Here is a 19,137-nt window from a genome sequence, read left to right on the forward strand (position 1 = left end):
CTATTAGGGTTGAAGTCTGACTCGAGCTCCCTGCACAAGGATTTTGTTATGCGCTTAGCTGTTTCTGTACTTTGTTTTGTTTCTGCTGCCAGCTCTTACGCCGCAGCACCTCTAATAAAATTCAACCAAAGTGGTTACCAGCATAAGGGCCAAAAGCTAGCGGTGATCCCAGGGAAAAGCCAACAAGCTTTTCAACTGGTCGCTTTACCATCGGGCCAGATTGTCTTCAAAGGCCAAAGTTCAGAGACACAGCTTTGGGCTCCGGCAGGTGAGGCAGTCAGTATTGCTGATTTTTCTCAAGTTCAGAGCAATGGCAGCTACCGGCTTGAAGTTGCAGGTTATGCTCCTGTTGAAGTGCAGATCTCCAATCAACCTTATGCGCAGCTGCACGATGCGGCTATTAAAGCCTATTACTTCAACAGAGCGTCACAGCAACTGGCCCCTGCTTATGCCGGCGTCTGGGCTCGCCCTGCCGGACATCCTGATGATCAGGTAAAAATTCATACCTCTGCCGCTTCAGAAAGCCGACCCACAGGCACAGTAGTGCAGTCGCCCAAAGGCTGGTATGACGCTGGTGATTACAATAAATACATAGTGAATTCCGGCATCAGCACTTTTACCTTGTTGGATGCCTGGACTGATTTCAAAGACTTTTACCGCGAACGGCAATGGACTATCCCTGAATCCGGCAACAACACGCCAGACTTACTGGATGAAGTGTTATGGAATCTGGACTGGATGAGCAGTATGCAAGACCCTGCTGATGGAGGTGTTTACCATAAACTGACGACTCTGAATTTTGAAGGTGCCGTTATGCCGCACCAGGCGGTAGCACAACGTTATCTGGTACAAAAAACTACTGCCGCCGCTTTAAACTTTGCCGCAGTGATGGCAAAAGCTAGCAGAGTGCTGAGCGAATTTGATAAAGAACAACCAGGTAAAGCGGCTTTGTTCAGGCAACAAGCTATTCAGGCATGGCAATGGGCCAGCAGAAATCCGGCTATTTATTATCAACAACCTGCAGATGTCAGCACAGGCGCTTATGGTGATAAAGAACTGGCGGATGAATTTGCCTGGGCTGCAGCAGAGCTTTATCTGCTAACAGGTGAAGAACCTTATTTGCAGCAATTTTTCCAGCTGGCTCAGCCAGTACAAAATCCCTCCTGGGCTTCAGTCGCTGCTTTGGGTTATTTCTCTTTGGCAAAAGAAGCAATTAATCTGACGCCGGAACAACGGCAGCAGGTGTTCAGCGCTATTACCACAGCGGCCGACCAGTTTGTGGTTCAGCATCAGGCATCAGCTTACAAAGTGGCTATGGTGCAGGAAGATTTTGTCTGGGGCAGTAATGCGGTAGCGATGAATAAAGCCATCTTGTTGTACAAAGCCAATCAAATCACCGCCAAAGCCAGCTACGTCGAGGCAATGCAAGGCCTGCTGGATTATGTGCTTGGCCGTAATCCGTTGGATTTAACTTATGTCACAGGGTTCGGCGTAAAAAGCCCACAGCGTATCCATCACCGCCCTTCGCAAGCTGACGCTATCAAAGCGCCGGTGCCGGGTTGGCTGGCTGGAGGTGCACAGCCAGGACAGCAGGATAAATGTAAGTACAACAGCAAATTACCAGCCAAATCTTATGTTGACGACTGGTGCAGCTATGCCAGCAACGAAGTCACCATCAACTGGAACGCGCCGCTGGTGTATATGCTGGCAGCGTTTTCTCTGCAGGGATAATCTTATCAAAGGCCAGAGTTAGAACTCTGGCCTGCCCAGCCTCCACAACTGAATAGTTACACACTCATATGAGTTTTTTGCCCTCTCATCGCAAGCTGTCATAGACGACAGACCGAATACGTATGCAATACCTTGTATAAAAAAGTTAAAAAACCAACTATTCGGCTGGGCCATCACAGAGTGAGGCTCAGGCCCACTTTGAATCACGCACAGAGGATGCAGTTGCCGTGTTTTTTGTGGGGATTTATAGATTAAAAAAGAGATACAATAATGCTTAAATCACCACTAAAACTACTCTCACTTTCGTGCTTAGCAGCCACAAGCTTTCTTTACAGCGCCACAAGCCTGGCTTATTGCCCCCAAACCTCAGACGCAACGCCAAAAGGTCCTATTCCGCTGAACGAGCAAGGTGAGTTCGTACCACTTTGGGCCAAAAGCGCGACTTGGTATCAAATTTTTCCAGAACGCTTCCGTGATGGCGACCCGTCGAATAATCCAACTGCAAAAGATCTGCTTGGCGCAGATCCTGCTGAACCACCCAAAGAGTGGCAAATTCATCCCTGGGGCAGTGACTGGTACAAATTACAGCCCTACGAGGTAGCCAATGGCGAACCTGAATTATGGAAACATTTGCTGCGTCGTCGTTATGGTGGCGACTTACAAGGCATTATTGACAAGTTAGACTACATAAAAGGCTTGGGCTTTAACGCTATTTACCTGAACCCTATTTTTGACGCGCCATCCCTGCACAAATATGACGGAGCCAGTTACCATCATGTCGACCCTAATTTTGGCCCCGATCCAAAGGGCGATAGGGCTATGATGGCCAAAGAGAACCCGCTTGATCCATCCACCTGGGTATGGACTAAAGCCGATGAACTGGCGCTGGAGTTAATTAAACAGGCCAAACAAAGGGGCATCAGAATTATTTTTGATGGCGTCTTTAACCATATGGGCGTCAATAGCTTTGCCTTCCAGCATCTGAAACAGCACCAACAAAACTCGCCTTATAAAGATTGGTTTACGGTGAAGAGCTTTGATAACAAACAGACTGGCAGCACCTTCAGCTACGAAGGCTGGTTTGGCGTCTCTTCGTTACCAGAATTTAAAGAAGACAATAAAGGACTAGCCGCAGGTCCAAGGGATTATATTTTTGCCGCAACAGAGCGCTGGATGAACCCTAAAGGCAAAGGGGCAGAATACGGCGTGGATGGCTGGCGATTAGATGTGGCCTTTTGTGTAGCTCATGGCTTTTGGAAAGAGTGGCGCAGTCATGTCAAAACCATCAATCCACAAGCTTACATTACAGCTGAACTGGTGATGCCTGCAGAGCAAGTGAAGCCTTATTTCCAGGGCGATGAATTTGATGGCGAGATGAACTACAACTTCGCCTTTAACGCCGCAGAATTTATGTTTAATCCAGCTCCGCATAAAATCAGCCCTAAGCAGTTCGATGCCAAGCTGGCACAGGACAGAGCCCTGTATCCGAAAGGCGTTGCTTATGTCACGCAAAACCTGTTTGGCAGTCACGACTCCAACCGTATTGGATCTCATATCGTGAACAGCGGCATAGGTAATTTCCGCGATTGGGGTAAATATTTCCAGCTGTCTCAGGTCGGTAGCAACCCTGCCTATCAGGTGCGCAAACCTAATGCTGAAGAAATTCGTCTGCAAAAGCTTTTTGTTATTTTCCAGATGACCTATGTGGGAGCGCCTATGGTGTACTACGGCGATGAAGTTGGGATGTGGGGCGCCAACGACCCGGATGATCGTAAACCTATGGTGTGGGACGACATCCGCTATGAAGACGAAGTCACCAAACCGGACGGCAGTAAACGCCCTGCTGATGCAGTATCAGTGAACACAGATCTGCAACAACACTATAGTAAGCTACTGAAATTACGAAATAGCTTACCGGCTTTGCAGCTGGGTAGCTTTACTACGTTAGTGACTGACGATGGCCGTGATCTTTATGCTTTTGAGCGTACCTATCAGCAACAGCGAGTGAGAGTGTTGCTAAACAATAGCAATAGCCCCGCCGAATTTGAACTCAGCCATGATGGCCTGAACTGGCAAGAGCAACTTGATAAACTTTCGGTCAGTCGTAAAGGGGATAAAATATATCTGACCGTGCCTGCCAAATGGGGCGCTGTACTGGTTGCACAGTAGCTTTGTGCAGCAGAGGGAATTCAATAATCTCCAGACCAGGGCTACAGCTTAATTGGCTGTAGCCTCTTTTTAAGTCTCCAGGCTAACAAACAGCAGCTGGGTTGTTCTGGCTACGTTGCTGACGACTACGCATAAACCAGAACACCATAATAAGTCCAAGCAAAGCTGTACCAGCACCAGCCAAAGGCACATAACCTAAACCATAACCTGTTTTGATAATGGCGGCTCCCAACACTGCACCCAAAGCATTCCCCAGATTAAAAGCCCCTATATTCATAGCTGCGGCTAAATTCGGCGCTTCTTTGGCTTCTTGTACCACCAGCGACTGCAAAGGCGGCACCAAGGCAAAACTGGCGATACCCCATAAAAAAATCAGAGGCGCAACCAGCAACTGTGATGACAGCACCATGGAGAACAGCGCTAACAACAGAGTCACAGCCACTAAAGAACTGATCAGGGTTAAGTGCAGCGAACGGTCGGCAAAACGGCCCCCTAAATAATTCCCTACCGCTAAACCTACACCGTACAACACCAGCATAGAGGTAACAAAAGCCGTTGAGGCATGGGTTTCATCCTGCAAAATAGGCACTATGTAGGTAAAGACAGTGAACATTGAACTGGAACTAACCACAGTTAACAACAAGGCCGCTACTACCGAACCTTTGGCCAACACTCTGAGTTCATTACGCACATTGGCTTTGCCTTCATTTGCCAGTGGCGGTAATGACAAGCGCAGCGCCAGCATAGTTACTAGCCCTATAACGGCCATAGCAAAAAATGCAGGACGCCAGCCAATGACTTCACCAATGTAAGCAGCCAGAGGCACCCCACCTATAGTGGCCAGGGTTAAACCAGAGAACATTGCAGCTACGGCACCAGAGCGCTTTTCTGGCGGCACAATACTCATAGCCACCACAGAGCCAACACCAAAAAAAGCACCATGATTAAAGGACGTGACAATGCGGCCAAATAACAACAGGTTGTAGCTATCCGCCATAGCGGAGATCAGATTGCCCAGAGTAAAAATCCCCATAGACAACAGCAGCAGGTTACGACGGCTCATATTGGCAAAAACTAAGGTCATCAAAGGTGCACCAATTAGCACACCAAAGGCATAGGCACTGATTAACATACCAGCTGTTGGAATAGAAACAGCTAAGTCATTGGCAATCACAGGTAACATCCCCATAGGGGAAAACTCGGTGACACCTATACCAAAAGCCCCCAGTGCAAGGGCCAGTAAAGGAATATTGATTTTCATGCAAAGTCTCGCTAATTTGTGATGCGAAGGAATATAAACAATCGCAACACCCAGAAAAAGTAGCGCATGGTACATTCAGTTTTGCTTCGGAGTCACAAATGAGCGTTGAAAAGACAGGAAAGACAGATCGAACAGCTGAAATGGAGACCTTTTTGTCCGTTGCCTGCACCGGAAGTTTAAGTGCTGCAGCCCGGGAATTAGATCTCACGCCTTCCGCTGTCAGCCGTATTATGACCCGTCTGGAAAAACGCCTGGGAGTCAGGCTTATTGTCCGCAGCACACGCAAACTGCGCTTAACCAGTGAAGGCGAGTCTTATGCCCTGGCAGCCCGACGCATTTTAAAAGATTTAGAAGAGACAGAAAGCAGCATTGCCAGCAGGGGCAGCCCAAGCGGCACCATCAAAGTCACCACTGCAACGGCCCATAGCCGCCTGACCATAGTGCCGTTACTGAAAGAGTTTTTACAACGCTACCCGGATATCCGCATTGAGATCGATGTATCAGACCAAATCCGCGATGTTCATGCAGGCCAGGTTGATGTAGCTATTCGTTTTGGCCCCTTGCCGGACAGCGGCCTGAATGCCCGCCGTTTGGGAGAAACAGGCCGGGTTGTGCTTGCATCCCCTGAATACCTGGCAAAAACCGGAGTCCCCCAAACACCAGCGGATTTAACAAAGCACAATTGTCTGGATTTCAGTTTTAGACGACTCGAGCCGGGCTGGCCATTTCGTGAAAACAATCAGGATTATATGCTCGCCGTCAGCGGCAATGTGATGGCAAACAATGGTGAAACGCTGGTAGAGCTGGCCCTGCAGGGCATAGGCATTACCCGTGTCGGCCGGTTTCATGTGCAGCAGGCACTAGCCACAGGCCAACTGGTGGCTTTACTGGAAGAGTACAATCCGCAGGACCGCGAAGCCATTCATGCGGTTTTTATTGGGGGTCACACTATGCCCGCCAGAATCCGGGTCTTTGTTGATTATCTGGTAGAGAAGATGACAGGCACTACTAAAACTGCTGATTAAGATCATCAAAGCGGGCATGTAGCCCGCTCTTGCTCTGCAGTTCCGCTTTAAGGTTTGATGCTACGGTCCAAAAACTCCAGCATAGCTGCTGCTATTTGGTTGCCGTGTGTTTCAATAGCAAAGTGACCACTGTTGACAAACTGCACTTGGGCTTTTGGGTTGTCACGCTGGAATGCTTTAGCGCCAGCTGGCAAAAAGAACGGATCCTTTTCACCCCAAATCGCTAATAAAGGCGGTTGTTTACTGCGAAAGAACTGATGCAACTCTTTGTATTGGTTTAGATTGCTGCCGTAATCCAATAACAAATCCATCTGTGCATCCACACCATGGCGCTCTATCGCTGCATGAGCTAACTGATAAGGCTCTGGCGCGATCACAGAGGTATCTTCTACCCCTTCGGTATATTGCCATTTCAGCATCTCTGCGGTATTGAACTTACGCAGGGCTTCGCGGTTTTCCGCTGTTGGGTTGGCCCAGGCTTTACGCATATCTGCCCAACCTGCACTCAGACCTTCTTCGTAGCCATTGCCATTCTGAGTCACAATAGCGGTGATCTTGTCCGGGTTTTTCACCGCCAGACGCCAGCCCACAGGAGCGCCATAATCAAACACGTACATCGCATAACGTTCCAGCTTCTTGGCTAGGGTAAACTCATCAATCACCGAGGCCAGCTTGTCAAAGTTGTAGTTAAATTTAACACCGGCTTTGATGCTGGATTGGCCAAAACCAGGTAAGTCCGGTGCAACCACATGGTACTTCTCCGCCAGTTTTGGCATTAAATCCCGAAACATATAGGACGAAGCACCAAAGCCATGCAACAACAGGACAGTGGGCGCTTTGGGCGAACCCGCCTCGCGGTAAAACAGATTGACCCCCTGCACATCCAGGCTTTGATAACGCACCTGGGTTTTATCTTCTGCAGCAAAGGCAGAAAGAGATGCAACTAAGGTTGCAGCGGCCAGCAGTATGTGTTTGGTATTCATAGTTACTCCGTGAAGTTAAAGTTGACAATCTCACTTAGTAACCCATATAATTGCAATTAACTGGTTACTTGACGCAAGTCTGGCTGAAGCAAAGTAACCTGTCAAATTTATTTTTAGAGGTTGCCTATGCTAATTTCAGAAATTCTGCACAACGAGACTGAGAGTGGTGCTCCGATGCTGGGCGATCATTTAGCGATGGACTTACTCAATACAGAAGCACGCGACAATGGTCAGGCTATTGAATTCTGGAACAGTGATGCACAAGTATTGCGCTGGCTGGCACGTTATGACATCACTCCTGCATCAGAAGGCAAGACTATGCCTTCAGGTGAACTGCTCACTCAGGCGAAGGCTTTACGTGCGCTGGCGCGGCGTTTAATCACTGAATTTAAAGACGGAAAATCGCCGGAGATCGGTGAACTTAATCAGTATTTACAGGCTTTTCTGACAGCGCCGACTCTGGAAAGGGATCCTAATGGCCAACTGATGTTAAGCCGAATCTCACGCAGTGACAGCAGTGGCGCTCTGCTGGGGCCAGTGGCAGAAGCTGTGGCGCAATTATTGGTGGAAGGCCATGTTGCACTGATCAAACAATGCGAACACCCCGACTGCATTTTGTGGTTTTACGATAGAACCAAAGCCCACAAACGCCGTTGGTGCAGCATGGCTTTATGTGGCAACAGGTATAAAGCGGCACAGTTTAGAAAAAAGAAGCAGTAGTTAACTTACCTGGTTTTTTCATAGTCGAAAATATGCTCCTGCATTTTCGACATACCGTCCATCCATGGACATAAAAAAGCCTCTGACTGCAGAGGCTTAGTTTTACAACGAATAAACCGAATCCTAGAACGGAATATCGTCGTCGAAGTCGATTGGTGGTTCCATTGGGCCACGTTGTTGTGGGGCCGCTTGATTAAAACCGCCTTGTGGCTGGTTAAAATTGCCCTGAGGCTGGAAGCCACCATGAGTTGGACGTTGCTGGTAACCACCTTGTGCCGGTGCTGCAGCAGGAGCTTGCGGAGCGTAACCGCCCTGAGCCGGAGCTGCTTGTGGCATACGTTGTTGTGGTGCTGCTGCAGGTTGTTGATAGCCACCTTGCTGACCAATTGGCGCGCCGCCACCCATAGCAGGAGCCTGACCCATGCCAGCGCTCTGGCCTTCACCACGGCCGTCTAACATTTGCAGCTCGTTCGCAATGATTTCTGTGGTGTAACGCTCAACACCTTGCTGATCCTGCCACTTACGGGTGCGTAAACGACCTTCGATATACACCTTGCTGCCTTTACGCAGGTATTCACCGGCGATTTCAGCTAAACGCTGGTAAATCACCACACGGTGCCATTCGGTATTTTCTTTCTTTTCATTGGTGGTTTTGTCCGTCCAGCTCTCGCTGGTCGCAATAGTCAGGTTAGCGACTGCGCCACCTGTAGGCATATAACGGACTTCCGGATCAGTGCCAAGGTTACCAATGAGTATTACTTTATTAATTCCACGAGCCATGCGACTTCTCCTTAACTTTTTTGGCTGCTCTCAACCAAAGACTGTGCCTCTGCCAAATCAAAATGTTGCTGGCCGACTTTTAAATACAAACGTTGTTCCGCAACCACCACTGTGACTTCCAACACACCTTTGAGTTGGGTCAGGCGCTCTGCCAATTGGGCTGCGGCGGCTTCATCGGCCACTTTGACAGGCAATGACAGCCGTTGCGATCGCGCTGGCACTGTCATGCTGCTGGCATAAGCCAACCATAGTAAACCAATCAGGGCAGCCACGGCAAACAAGGATTCACCGCTGCTGAAACTAGCCACAGCACCGCCTAAAATACCGCCAGCGAAGGCGCCAAAAAACTGCGCACTGGCATAAGTACCCATAGCAGTACCTTTTAATCCAGCAGGGGCAATACGCGACAACAAAGCAGGCATGCTGGCTTCCAAGTAGTTAAAACCAACAAAAAATAGCAACAGCGCCAGGGCGATCGACCACAACTGCTGATTGATTAAAATTAACACAAAACTAACAATAAGCAGGCTAATTGCCAGTAATAAATAACCTTTTTCTTGTTGTTTACGGCTGGCGAGGATCATCAATGGCACCATCAAAATAAAAGCCGCAATTAAAACAGGTAGATACAGTTGCCAGTGCTGCTCTGATACAAAATTCAGCTGTAACAACAAAGTAGGCAACACCACAAAAATAGCAGTTAACAACAGATGCAGTACCAGTACACCGAAGTTCAGCCGTAATAATTCAGGATGACGGAATAAAGCACTGATTTGGCCTTTGGTCGCCAGCGTTTCAGAAGTTGGCGCTTTACTGACGGCCACCGGAACCACTTTCCATACCAATAGCAAACCGGTAATAGCCATTAAAGCAGTGCACCAGAAAATACCACTTAAACCGCTGGCCGCTGCTATAGCAGGCCCAGCCACCATAGCTATGGTAAAGGACAAACCTATGGTCATGCCGATCACAGCCATCACTTTGGGTCTTTGTTCTTCGCGAGTCAGGTCGGATGCCAACGCCATTACAGCACCTGAAATAGCACCCATGCCTTGCAGCACCCGGCCAAAAGTCACCATATAAACCGAATCGGCTAAGGCTGCCACTACAGAACCCAGCACAAAAAAGCCAAGGCCCAGCAACATCACCGGTTTTCTACCCCATTTATCGGACAGCCAACCCATAGGAATTTGTAACAATGCCTGTGTTAAACCATAAGCACCTATAGCTAAGCCTATCCACATAGGCGAAAAGCCGATCAGGTCTTTACCAAAAATGGCAAAGACGGGGATCAGCATAAATAAACCAAGCATCCGGAAAGCAAATACCAGTGCCAAAGACCAGGCGGCACGTTTTTCCAGTGGATTCAGATGGGACATCCGCGACTCTTCTCCGGGTTAAAGCGGGCGGCGATTGTAGCACAGCTGGCAAGGCCTGACAGCATGCTTGCGGCCACTTTTATAACGGTTCTGTCGCACAACGCCGCTGCAACAGGTATTGCCTGAGGCAGACTATAGTTTTGCCTGAAAACACAAGCAGCATCCATTTCTTGCAGCCTTTATCAGTGCTGTTTTTCTAAGCTGCTTACTTGCTATAAGGCATGTATTTATATACAGTATCTCCAATTGAATTATCGCCCGGCTGATCCAGTTTTTACTTTTTCACATAAAGCTTGTGACTAAGACAAAGTGGTTGCCCAGCCGCATCTTTTATCGAATAGCCAAAGTCAGTGGAATTGCAGCAAGGCGACAAGTGATTGGAGCGAAAGCGTGCAGTCAACACAGCTGCGGTTTTAATGAAGAAGGGTATAATTCATTTTTCCCAAGCCGACCTCAACAGGCAAGAGACCCAGCCGTATGGATAAAATAGATATTCGGGGTGCCCGCACCCACAACCTGAAAAACATTTCGTTAGAGATCCCACGTGACAAACTGGTAGTGATCACTGGTTTATCCGGTTCAGGTAAATCCTCTTTGGCCTTTGATACGCTGTACGCTGAAGGTCAGCGCCGTTATGTTGAGTCGTTGTCGGCCTACGCCCGACAGTTTTTAAGCCTGATGGAAAAACCCGACGTCGATCATATCGAAGGTTTATCGCCGGCTATTTCTATTGAACAAAAATCGACTTCGCATAACCCACGTTCTACTGTGGGCACTATCACTGAAATTTACGACTACCTGCGTTTGTTGTTTGCCCGTGTTGGCGAACCGCGTTGCCCTACTCACGATTTGCCGTTAACTGCACAAACGGTCAGTGAAATGGTGGACAAAGTGGTGGCCTTTCCTGAAGGCACCAAGCTGATGGTATTAGCGCCTGTGGTGCAGGAACGTAAAGGTGAACACGTCAAAACGCTGGAAACCCTGGCGGCTCAGGGTTATATCCGCGCCCGTATTAATGGCGAAATTTGTGATTTGTCTGATCCACCAAAGTTGGACTTACACAAAAAACACACCATTGAAGTGGTGATCGACCGGATCAAAGTGCGCGACGATATTAAACAACGTTTAGCCGAAAGTTTTGAAACCGCGCTTGAGCTGTCTGGTGGTATAGCCAAAGTAGCGTCTATGGACGATGAAAAAGCGCCGGAGCTGATTTTTTCTGCCAACTTTGCCTGCCCGACTTGTGGTTATTCTATGGCCGAGCTGGAACCGCGGTTGTTTTCCTTTAACAACCCGGCCGGTGCTTGCCAAAGCTGTGATGGTTTAGGTGTAAAACAGTATTTTGATGCAAATAAGGTCATTGTCAGTGACGAGCTGAGTTTATCCGGCGGCGCTATTCGTGGCTGGGATAAACGTAACTTCTATTATTTCCAGATGCTGAAATCCTTAGCCGACCATTATGGTTTTGAGCTGGAAGCGCCTTTTGCCAGCCTGACCAAACAGCATCAACAAGTGATTTTAAACGGCACAGGCAAAACCGATATCGAGTTTAAATACCTGAACGACCGTGGTGATATCATCAAACGTAAACATCCGTTTGAAGGCATTTTGCCGAATATGGAGCGACGTTATCACGAAACCGAATCCAATGCGGTACGTGAAGAACTGGCCAAGTATTTAGCGTCGCAGTCTTGCCCAACTTGTAACGGCTCACGTTTACGTGAAGAAGCCCGCCATGTCTTTATTGGCAAAACCACTTTGCCAGAAGTAGTAGAGCTGTCGATTGGTGACTGTTTAGAGTTTTTCCGCCAACTTACCTTAATGGGCCAGAAAGCTCAGATCGCCGAAAAAATTCTGAAGGAAATTCAGGACCGTCTGATGTTTTTAGTCAACGTCGGCCTGAATTACCTGAACCTGTCCCGCAGCGCCGAAACCTTATCAGGTGGCGAAGCCCAGCGTATTCGTTTGGCCAGCCAGATTGGCGCAGGTTTAGTTGGGGTTATGTATGTGTTGGACGAACCTTCGATAGGTTTGCACCAACGCGATAACGACAGATTATTAGGCACCCTGACGCATTTACGCGACTTAGGTAACACCGTCATAGTAGTTGAACACGACGAAGATGCAGTGCGCGCTGCCGACCATATTATCGACATTGGCCCTGGTGCCGGTGTGCATGGTGGCTCTATTGTGGCGCAAGGCAGCCTGGAAGATATCAAGAACACCCCAGAGTCGTTAACAGGCCAGTATTTATCAGGCGTGCGTAAAATTGCGGTGCCAGACAAACGTCATGTTGGCAAAAAAGGCAAAGAATTAAGGGTGTTAGGCGCAACAGGCAACAACCTGAAAAACGTCGATTTAGAAATTCCATTTGGCGTGATGACCTGTATCACAGGGGTGTCTGGTTCTGGTAAATCCACCTTAATAAACGACACTTTATTCCGTGTCGCCCACCGTGTACTGAACAAAGGCGAAGGCGACGAACCTGCGGCGCACAAAGCTATTCAGGGCATGGAACATTTTGATAAATGTGTCGACATAGACCAAAGCCCAATAGGCCGCACGCCACGTTCTAACCCGGCCACTTACACAGGTATTTTCACTGCAGTACGGGATTTATTCGCCGGTACTCAGGAATCCCGTTCTCGTGGTTATCAGGTCGGCCGTTTTAGCTTTAACGTTAAAGGCGGCCGCTGTGAAGCCTGTCAGGGCGACGGCATGATCAAGGTTGAAATGCACTTCCTGCCAGATGTGTATGTGCCGTGCGACGTCTGTAAAGGCAAACGTTACAATCGCGAAACCCTGGAAGTAAAATACAAAGGCAAGAACATTCACGAAGTGCTGGAAATGACAGTAGAAGACGCGCACGAGTTTTTCGAAAGCATTCCGGCTATAGCCCGCAAACTGAAAACCCTGATGGACGTAGGTTTAACCTATATCCGCCTCGGCCAGTCAGCGACTACCTTGTCGGGCGGTGAAGCTCAGCGGGTAAAACTGGCGCGTGAACTCAGTAAACGCGACACAGGCAAAACCCTGTATATCCTCGACGAGCCAACCACAGGCCTGCACTTCTTTGATATCCAGCAGTTGCTGAACGTACTGCATAAACTGCGCGACCACGGCAATACCATAGTGGTGATTGAACACAACCTCGACGTGATCAAAACCGCAGACTGGGTGGTCGACTTAGGCCCTGAAGGCGGCAGCGGCGGCGGTGAAATCCTGATCGCAGGCACACCAGAACAAGTGGCTGCTTATGAAAAATCCTACACAGGGCATTATCTGAAGCCGTTGTTGGGGATGTAGTATTCAGATGCGGCGCTCTACAAGCAGCGCCGCACCTGTTGATAAACCGCGTTCCATAACTCCACCTTAATAGTCGTCACCACACTTTTATGCGCATAAAAATGTAATAACCTCTGGACGAGTAACGAAATAATCTATGTATTACAGTCATCTAAGGCTGAATATGGAGAAATTTGCCAAACTTATTTTTTTACAGCAAAGAGCATGAATACTAATGTAGCGCTGAAGAAGTAACCATAGAGAGAACATGTTGAATGGAATAAAACTTACAGATCTTGCGAAGGGCTGCATTTGGGTTGGGCAACATAGAGACAAACGAATGATGAGCTAAAATTCAAGCGCTTTACATATGAAGTCATAAACCAGTTAATACATCAACCTGAAACTTCTTCTCAAAAATTGTCTCTCTATGTATCGCCAAAAAATCGGCCTGAGGGCTGAACTTATCTGGTAAAAAGATACTTTTACCATGAAAGCTTTTTATAGAAGAGTCAAAGAATTGGTCATTTTTATGATTAATTTGATTCGACACCACAACACGATAGTTTTCATCAATAGTCAGTAGCCCCAAATCAAAAGCTTTATCATGCAAAGCCGACATAGCTAGGCCATTGCCTGGATTTAAACGGTTATGAACATCCTGACTCCAAGGCACAATATGGCTAGCTATCAGTAACTTAGGGACAGATAAACCGCTGATACAACAACGGTTGTTATAGGCGCTTAATACCGCGGCTCTAAAATATGATTGCCCTATACGAACCTGAGTAATAGCTTCTTTACTCATTCCTTGATAGTTAATAGGCGACTCTTCTCGAACATCAGGCCAAACTTGTTGCAATGGAGTAGCTAATAGAGAAACGGCAGCGTCCATCTGTGCAGAAAAAGCCAACCAATCCGCCTTCATTTCCAACCACATAGCACGGTCAGCGTTAGAAGCTTTTTTTAAGCCAACACGGCCTGTGGAAGTGATAGCAGGATCTAAACTCGCAATATTGGTTAACTTCATCGCCAACGAAGAGGGTGTTCGACCCATAAGCATGGCGTATTGAATGATGTCAGGGCTGCGCGCATGCAGCCGACCAAAAGGTAAACGAACATAAAGGCTAAATGCGACCAACAGCTGCTGCCTAATCCAAGGTTTTGACTCTGCCAACCTAAACATCTTTTGTTTTGATACCCACTGAAAGTAACTTTGCCAGGTTAAATCCATTTCTCAAAGCAAATCATTGTTTTAGATAGCGAAATCCATCACTCCGGCCAAGGCAGCTGCCACGCGAAAAAAAACAATTGCGAATTATTACTATTTGTAATTGAGATCTATTTGCATCTTGGTTAATATAATAACGAACTAAACAACCCCTTGATCTGCCAACTAAAACCAGCCGGAGAAACCTCATGACACGCACTGCTGCGAAGCATTTTCAATTATCTGCTTTGGCTTTATGCCTGAGTGCAACCCTGCCATTGATGGCACAACAAAGCCCGGATGGCGCAGCAGACGAAGCAGCCATTGAAAAAATTACAGTGCGTGGTGAAAAGACAGCTCGATCGCTACAGGAAACCACCAGTAGTGTGGCGGTTACTACCGCTTTACGCATCGAGCAGGAAAACCTGCAGAGCTTGTTTGATGTGCTGAACCGCACAGCTAACGTGTCGCAAATGTATGGCAACAGAGGTTTTACTATTCGCGGTATAGCAGATGAGGCTGGCGCACCTAACCCCTTAGCTACAGTGTATTTGGACGGTGCGGCTTTACCCAGCCAGATCGGCGATTCAGGCCCGACCGACTTATGGGATATAGCTCAGGTTGAAGTGTTACGTGGCCCTCAGTCTACTATTCAGGGTGAAAATGCGTTGGCTGGTGCCATCATTTTACGCACTGAAGATCCAACCATGGATTGGAATGCGAAAGCTCGCCTGCTCTGGTCTGATCCATCGGACCGTCGTATCGCTTTTGCTGGTGGCGGCCCTTTAATTGAAGACGAGCTGGCTTTCCGGCTAGCAGTAGAACAGCGTGATTTTGATGGTTTTGTCTATAACCCAACCCGCAACACGGAAGAAGATACTGTAGACGCATTAGTGGCCCGGGCCAAATTACTCTGGACCCCCTCAACATTACCGGGATTTACCGCTCGTCTTAGCTTTATGCGTGACGATCACGAAGGCCCTTATATGTATAGCTACTCGCGGCTGGACGAGAACGATTACTTCAACAACAGAGTCAACACGTCGAACAGACCAAACACCACGGATATCGTCAGCGATGTCAGTACGCTGGAGTTAAGTTATGAGTTCAGCGATGCCTGGTCTTTATCCGCTGTGACTTCAAGCACCAGTTCAGATGCCATCCGATCTTATGATAATGATCTAACAGAGGCAGAGAGAGCCTTTGGCAATACAGACGAAAACTACGATAGCCTGTCGCAGGAATTACGCCTGCATTTTACTCATGATAAGTTCAGAGGTTTAGTAGGTCTCTACGGCTCGAAACGTGAGGCTGATTATAAGATCACAACCTTAAGCAATGTCGTGACTCCGCTAGGCACTATAGCTGCCGTGTTACAGGCAAACGGTTTAGATACAACAACAGCCAACTACCTTGCAAACCTGTATGGTCAGGCTTTGCCATTGATCCCTGTGGACTATCATAATGAAGCGCCAAGCAAGTCGGAAAACAAGGCTATTTTTACAGATCTGGAATATCAATTTACACCTGAGATAGCACTGTTAGCTGGCTTTCGATACGACAACGAAAAATACACTTATGCCTCAGAAACAACGGCCAACTTTGTCGGCATTCTGCCGGACCCATTAGCTTTTGGCGCTGCGGGCACAGCTTTGAATACCGCAGTGACAGGCATTAACTACGCGGTATTGGGTTTAGTGGCTGACGCGAATGGCATCACCCCATCCAGTACCCGCGACTTTACTGCTTTCTTACCAAAACTAGGCCTGCGTTGGGACTATAGTACTGAACAGTCTTTAGCTTTTACTGCTCAGCGTGGTTATCGTTCAGGAGGGAGCTCTTACAATATTGCTCGCAGCGAGATCTTTGCTTACGAGCCTGAATTTACCACTAACTATGAACTGGCCTGGCGCAGCAGTTGGCTGGACAACAGCGTCACACTCAATAGCAACCTGTATTACATCGACTGGAAAGACAAACAGGTTACAGCCTCTTTTGGTTTAAACAACTTCGACACTCATACAGTCAATGCAGGTAAAGCACACTTGTATGGCCTTGAACTGGAAGCCAGACAACGCCTGAATGAGAGTGTGGACTGGTATAGCTCTTACGGCTTTTCACGCACTCAGTATGATCAATTTGACGCAATTCTGGGTGCCAGTATTACCGATTATGCCGGTCAGGAATTTGCCTACGCACCACGCCATACCTTCGCTATAGGTTCAAATTACTACTTTGCCGACAACTGGACAGCCAATCTGAATGCGAATTACCGAAGCTCTGTATTTATGAATGTAGGCGTCAGTGATCAGGAGCTGTCATCGCGTACTGTAGTCAACGCCAAACTGAGTTACGAGGCCGATGCCTGGTCTGTGTATCTGTTTGCCAATAACCTGCTGGACAAAGGTTATGTGCAGTATCGCTGGCCTGCTGAGCCTAACGCCATTTTTGGTGACCCTAGGGTTGTTGGCGTTGGATTTGAAGGTCGCTGGTAATCATTCTCAGGAACACAAGCAATGACTTCGACATTACTTTATCTGCTCACCGCGACTTTGGCTGCGCTGCTGTTGTATCTGGCCTCAGCACGGCAACAACTCTGGCCAGCCGCAACCAGTAATGTGAAGCCATTGCGGGTTCTGGCTTTGTTGTTATCTATACTGGCCTGGTTTTTTGCAGGTTCAGCGCTTGGGGTATGGGCTGGATTTTTTGCCACTTTAGCTGTTTTGATGCTGGTATTCGTGGCTTTGCCTTTTATCGACGCTTACCGGAGAAAACAGCATGTGGGGTAAATCAACAGCCGCAGCTTTGCTTGGCTTGCCTTTGAGTGTGGGCCTGATCGGTTTGTTAGCTTTGTTATGGCCGGGGCAAAATAACCAGTTGGTTTTGCCCTGGTTACTGATAGTGTTCCCGATCTGGATTGGCATTATGGCTGGTACTTTTTTGTTTCGTAGCGGCAAACAAGCCTGGTTGGTACTGAGTATCGCAACCTTGAGCTGTTTTGCGTTGATGTCCTTAGTCAAACAATTCGTGAGCGCATCTTTATGAAAGTAGCAACCCAACGCACCTTTCGTGCTGTGCATACCTGGACTGGTCTGATTGCTGGTATGGCGCTTTTTATTGCCTTTTACGCTGGCGCTATTTCCGTGTTTGTGCACGAGTTGTATGACTGGCAACAACAAGGTGAACTGGTGCAAGCCGACTCACTGCAGCAGGCTCAGCCTTTAGTTGACGCACTGCTGCAACAGCAACCAGAAGCTAGCCATGGTTTTACTTTGTTGCTGCCAGGCCATCACGGGCCAGAACTCAGTGCCTATTGGTACGACAACTCCAGCGGTACTCAGCATAAATTTAAACTCAGTGCAGACAATCAACTTAGCCAAAACCCAGCCAGAGCTGACTTTGTCAGTTTTATTTACGATTTGCATTTCACTGCGGGTTTACCTCGTACCACAGGAATGTATCTCTTTGGTCTATTTTGTTTGCTTTATGGTTTGGCTCTGGTCAGTGGTGTGGTGATTTATGCACCGGTGTTTTTAAAAGACTTATTTGCCTTGCGCCTTGGCCCCAGCGTCAAACGCATGTGGCAGGATGCTCATAATGCGGTGGGGATTCTATCTTTGCCTTTCCATATTTTATTCGCCTGGAGCGGCGCGGTTTTGACTACAGGTTTTCTGATGCTGGCGCCATTTCAGCTTGCTGTTTTTGACGGTAAGTTACTCGACATACTTGAGCCAGATTTTGAAGTAGTGCCTCATGTCGAACCTGCCGCAGTACAAAAACCTTTGGTCAGCGTGCATGAATTATTAGCGACAGCCAAAACAGCCATGCCGCAGTTAGAAGTTGAAAGCATGTTTTATCATGACGCCGGCGATCTAAATGGCACTGTTACTTTATACGGCGCTATCGACAGCCCCACTGTGACACATTCCGCTGCTGCAGTGATCAACACAGCCAGCGGCGAACTGATCAAAACCCTGACCCCGGAAGAATTTACACCGGGCACAGCATTTCTGCGGGGTATTCAAAGCCTGCATTATGGCGACTTTGGCAATTACCCGGTGAAATGGCTGTATTTTGTACTGGGCATGGCGGGAGCTTTTTTATTCTACAGCGGTAATTTGTTATGGATTGAATCCAGACGCAATGCCAACACAGCCCTACAACCACGCAACACCCGCATTATGGCCGGATTAACCCTGGGTATAGCGCTGGGCTGTATGGCGGGCGTGTCGGCCTTGTTTTTAGCTGGCGCTTTATTGCCCGAAGCTTTGCATATCCGCTGCTACTATCTGGTGTTTTTTCTGGTGCTGCTGTGGTGTTTAGTGCGTCATCCGTCTAAAGCTGCAGTGGAAATGTTAATGCTTACCGCCCTGTTGAGCGCATTTATTCCTGTCGCCAGTTTTATACAAAGTGGTCAGCACCTTTTTCACTCTTTTTGGCATGGCCATTGGATACGCTTTAGTGTGGATGTCACAGCCTTGGTAATGGCCTGGTGTTTTTGGCGTATGGCATTGGCAGCCAAAAAACGCGCCAGAACAGGGCCTGCAAATAGCTTATGGGCTTTGCCTGCAAAAGGCTAATTTGACGTCAGGTA

The 19,137-nt window shown here is 48.0% G+C and carries 14 protein-coding genes; 9 read left to right on the forward strand and 5 right to left on the reverse strand.

The genetic code is table 11. The annotated features are described in order from the left end of the window. Positions 1-48 precede the first annotated feature (48 nt). The gene (locus EK374_RS19920) at positions 49-1,731 is read left to right on the forward strand and encodes a glycoside hydrolase family 9 protein (protein WP_127026265.1); all 1,683 of its coding nucleotides are present in this window, start codon (positions 49-51) and stop codon (positions 1,729-1,731) included. A 270-nt stretch (positions 1,732-2,001) separates the two neighbouring features. Continuing rightward, positions 2,002-3,900, forward strand: a complete 1,899-nt coding sequence (locus tag EK374_RS19925; RefSeq protein WP_127026266.1) for a glycoside hydrolase family 13 protein — start codon at positions 2,002-2,004, stop codon at positions 3,898-3,900. Positions 3,901-3,982: 82 nt separating this feature from the next. Here EK374_RS19925 and EK374_RS19930 read toward each other — a convergent pair whose 3' ends face one another. Continuing rightward, positions 3,983-5,161: an MFS transporter gene (locus tag EK374_RS19930; RefSeq protein ID WP_127026267.1), complete on the reverse strand. Its 1,179-nt coding sequence runs from the start codon at positions 5,159-5,161 to the stop codon at positions 3,983-3,985. Between the two features lie 140 nt (positions 5,162-5,301). Here EK374_RS19930 and EK374_RS19935 point away from each other — a divergent pair, with 140 nt between their 5' ends. Next, entirely contained in the window at positions 5,302-6,186 is an 885-nt protein-coding gene (locus tag EK374_RS19935; RefSeq protein ID WP_127026606.1) for a LysR family transcriptional regulator, read from the forward strand. Positions 6,187-6,233: 47 nt separating this feature from the next. On the opposite strand, the gene EK374_RS19940 is transcribed toward EK374_RS19935, so the two are convergent. Beyond that, a complete protein-coding gene (locus EK374_RS19940; protein WP_127026268.1) occupies positions 6,234-7,169 on the reverse strand; it encodes an alpha/beta fold hydrolase in 936 nt (311 codons plus the stop codon). A gap of 126 nt (positions 7,170-7,295) precedes the next feature. Here EK374_RS19940 and EK374_RS19945 point away from each other — a divergent pair, with 126 nt between their 5' ends. Next, a complete protein-coding gene (locus EK374_RS19945; RefSeq protein ID WP_127026269.1) occupies positions 7,296-7,889 on the forward strand; it encodes a CGNR zinc finger domain-containing protein in 594 nt (197 codons plus the stop codon). Positions 7,890-8,012: 123 nt separating this feature from the next. On the opposite strand, the gene ssb is transcribed toward EK374_RS19945, so the two are convergent. Next, entirely contained in the window at positions 8,013-8,669 is a 657-nt protein-coding gene (ssb, locus tag EK374_RS19950; protein ID WP_127026270.1) for a single-stranded DNA-binding protein, read from the reverse strand. Between the two features lie 11 nt (positions 8,670-8,680). Next, complete coding sequence (locus EK374_RS19955) at positions 8,681-10,048, reverse strand: MFS transporter (RefSeq protein ID WP_127026271.1); 1,368 nt, start codon at positions 10,046-10,048, stop codon at positions 8,681-8,683. A gap of 477 nt (positions 10,049-10,525) precedes the next feature. On the opposite strand from EK374_RS19955, the gene uvrA reads away from it, so the two are divergent. Beyond that, positions 10,526-13,354, forward strand: a complete 2,829-nt coding sequence (gene uvrA / locus EK374_RS19960; protein WP_127026272.1) for an excinuclease ABC subunit UvrA — start codon at positions 10,526-10,528, stop codon at positions 13,352-13,354. 355 nt (positions 13,355-13,709) lie between these two features. Here the strand turns inward: uvrA and EK374_RS19965 are convergent, their stop codons facing one another. Continuing rightward, entirely contained in the window at positions 13,710-14,567 is an 858-nt protein-coding gene (locus EK374_RS19965) for an HNH endonuclease (RefSeq protein WP_233280292.1), read from the reverse strand. A 185-nt stretch (positions 14,568-14,752) separates the two neighbouring features. Here EK374_RS19965 and EK374_RS19970 point away from each other — a divergent pair, with 185 nt between their 5' ends. Genes EK374_RS19970 through EK374_RS19985 form a run of 4 tightly spaced genes read left to right on the forward strand, consistent with a single transcriptional unit; the run spans position 14,753 to position 19,123 of the window. Beyond that, positions 14,753-17,038, forward strand: a complete 2,286-nt coding sequence (locus tag EK374_RS19970; protein ID WP_206099252.1) for a TonB-dependent receptor — start codon at positions 14,753-14,755, stop codon at positions 17,036-17,038. A gap of 21 nt (positions 17,039-17,059) precedes the next feature. Continuing rightward, complete coding sequence (locus tag EK374_RS19975) at positions 17,060-17,332, forward strand: hypothetical protein (RefSeq protein ID WP_127026273.1); 273 nt, start codon at positions 17,060-17,062, stop codon at positions 17,330-17,332. After that, the gene (locus EK374_RS19980; protein WP_127026274.1) at positions 17,322-17,588 is read left to right on the forward strand and encodes a hypothetical protein; all 267 of its coding nucleotides are present in this window, start codon (positions 17,322-17,324) and stop codon (positions 17,586-17,588) included. Before EK374_RS19975 ends, EK374_RS19980 begins: the two co-directional genes overlap by 11 nt. Then, a complete protein-coding gene (locus EK374_RS19985; RefSeq protein ID WP_127026275.1) occupies positions 17,585-19,123 on the forward strand; it encodes a PepSY-associated TM helix domain-containing protein in 1,539 nt (512 codons plus the stop codon). The genes EK374_RS19980 and EK374_RS19985 overlap by 4 nt, the downstream gene beginning before the upstream one ends. The last annotated feature ends 14 nt before the right edge of the window (positions 19,124-19,137 follow it).

This window comes from Rheinheimera mangrovi (genome assembly GCF_003990335.1).
Classification (GTDB): domain Bacteria; phylum Pseudomonadota; class Gammaproteobacteria; order Enterobacterales; family Alteromonadaceae; genus Pararheinheimera; species Pararheinheimera mangrovi.

Bases quoted from the DNA above. Each gene is read 5' to 3' on its own strand.
- EK374_RS19935 (WP_127026606.1), top strand. From the start codon at position 5,302: ATGGAGACCTTTTTGTCCGTTGCCTGCACCGGAAGTTTAAGTGCTGCA.
- uvrA (WP_127026272.1), top strand. From the start codon at position 10,526: ATGGATAAAATAGATATTCGGGGTGCCCGCACCCACAACCTGAAAAAC.
- EK374_RS19955 (WP_127026271.1), bottom strand. From the start codon at position 10,048: ATGTCCCATCTGAATCCACTGGAAAAACGTGCCGCCTGGTCTTTGGCA.
- EK374_RS19930 (WP_127026267.1), bottom strand. From the start codon at position 5,161: ATGAAAATCAATATTCCTTTACTGGCCCTTGCACTGGGGGCTTTTGGT.
- EK374_RS19970 (WP_206099252.1), top strand. From the start codon at position 14,753: ATGACACGCACTGCTGCGAAGCATTTTCAATTATCTGCTTTGGCTTTA.
- EK374_RS19965 (WP_233280292.1), bottom strand. From the start codon at position 14,567: ATGGATTTAACCTGGCAAAGTTACTTTCAGTGGGTATCAAAACAAAAG.
- EK374_RS19940 (WP_127026268.1), bottom strand. From the start codon at position 7,169: ATGAATACCAAACACATACTGCTGGCCGCTGCAACCTTAGTTGCATCT.
- EK374_RS19945 (WP_127026269.1), top strand. From the start codon at position 7,296: ATGCTAATTTCAGAAATTCTGCACAACGAGACTGAGAGTGGTGCTCCG.
- EK374_RS19925 (WP_127026266.1), top strand. From the start codon at position 2,002: ATGCTTAAATCACCACTAAAACTACTCTCACTTTCGTGCTTAGCAGCC.
- EK374_RS19920 (WP_127026265.1), top strand. From the start codon at position 49: ATGCGCTTAGCTGTTTCTGTACTTTGTTTTGTTTCTGCTGCCAGCTCT.
- ssb (WP_127026270.1), bottom strand. From the start codon at position 8,669: ATGGCTCGTGGAATTAATAAAGTAATACTCATTGGTAACCTTGGCACT.
- EK374_RS19980 (WP_127026274.1), top strand. From the start codon at position 17,322: ATGTGGGGTAAATCAACAGCCGCAGCTTTGCTTGGCTTGCCTTTGAGT.
- EK374_RS19975 (WP_127026273.1), top strand. From the start codon at position 17,060: ATGACTTCGACATTACTTTATCTGCTCACCGCGACTTTGGCTGCGCTG.
- EK374_RS19985 (WP_127026275.1), top strand. From the start codon at position 17,585: ATGAAAGTAGCAACCCAACGCACCTTTCGTGCTGTGCATACCTGGACT.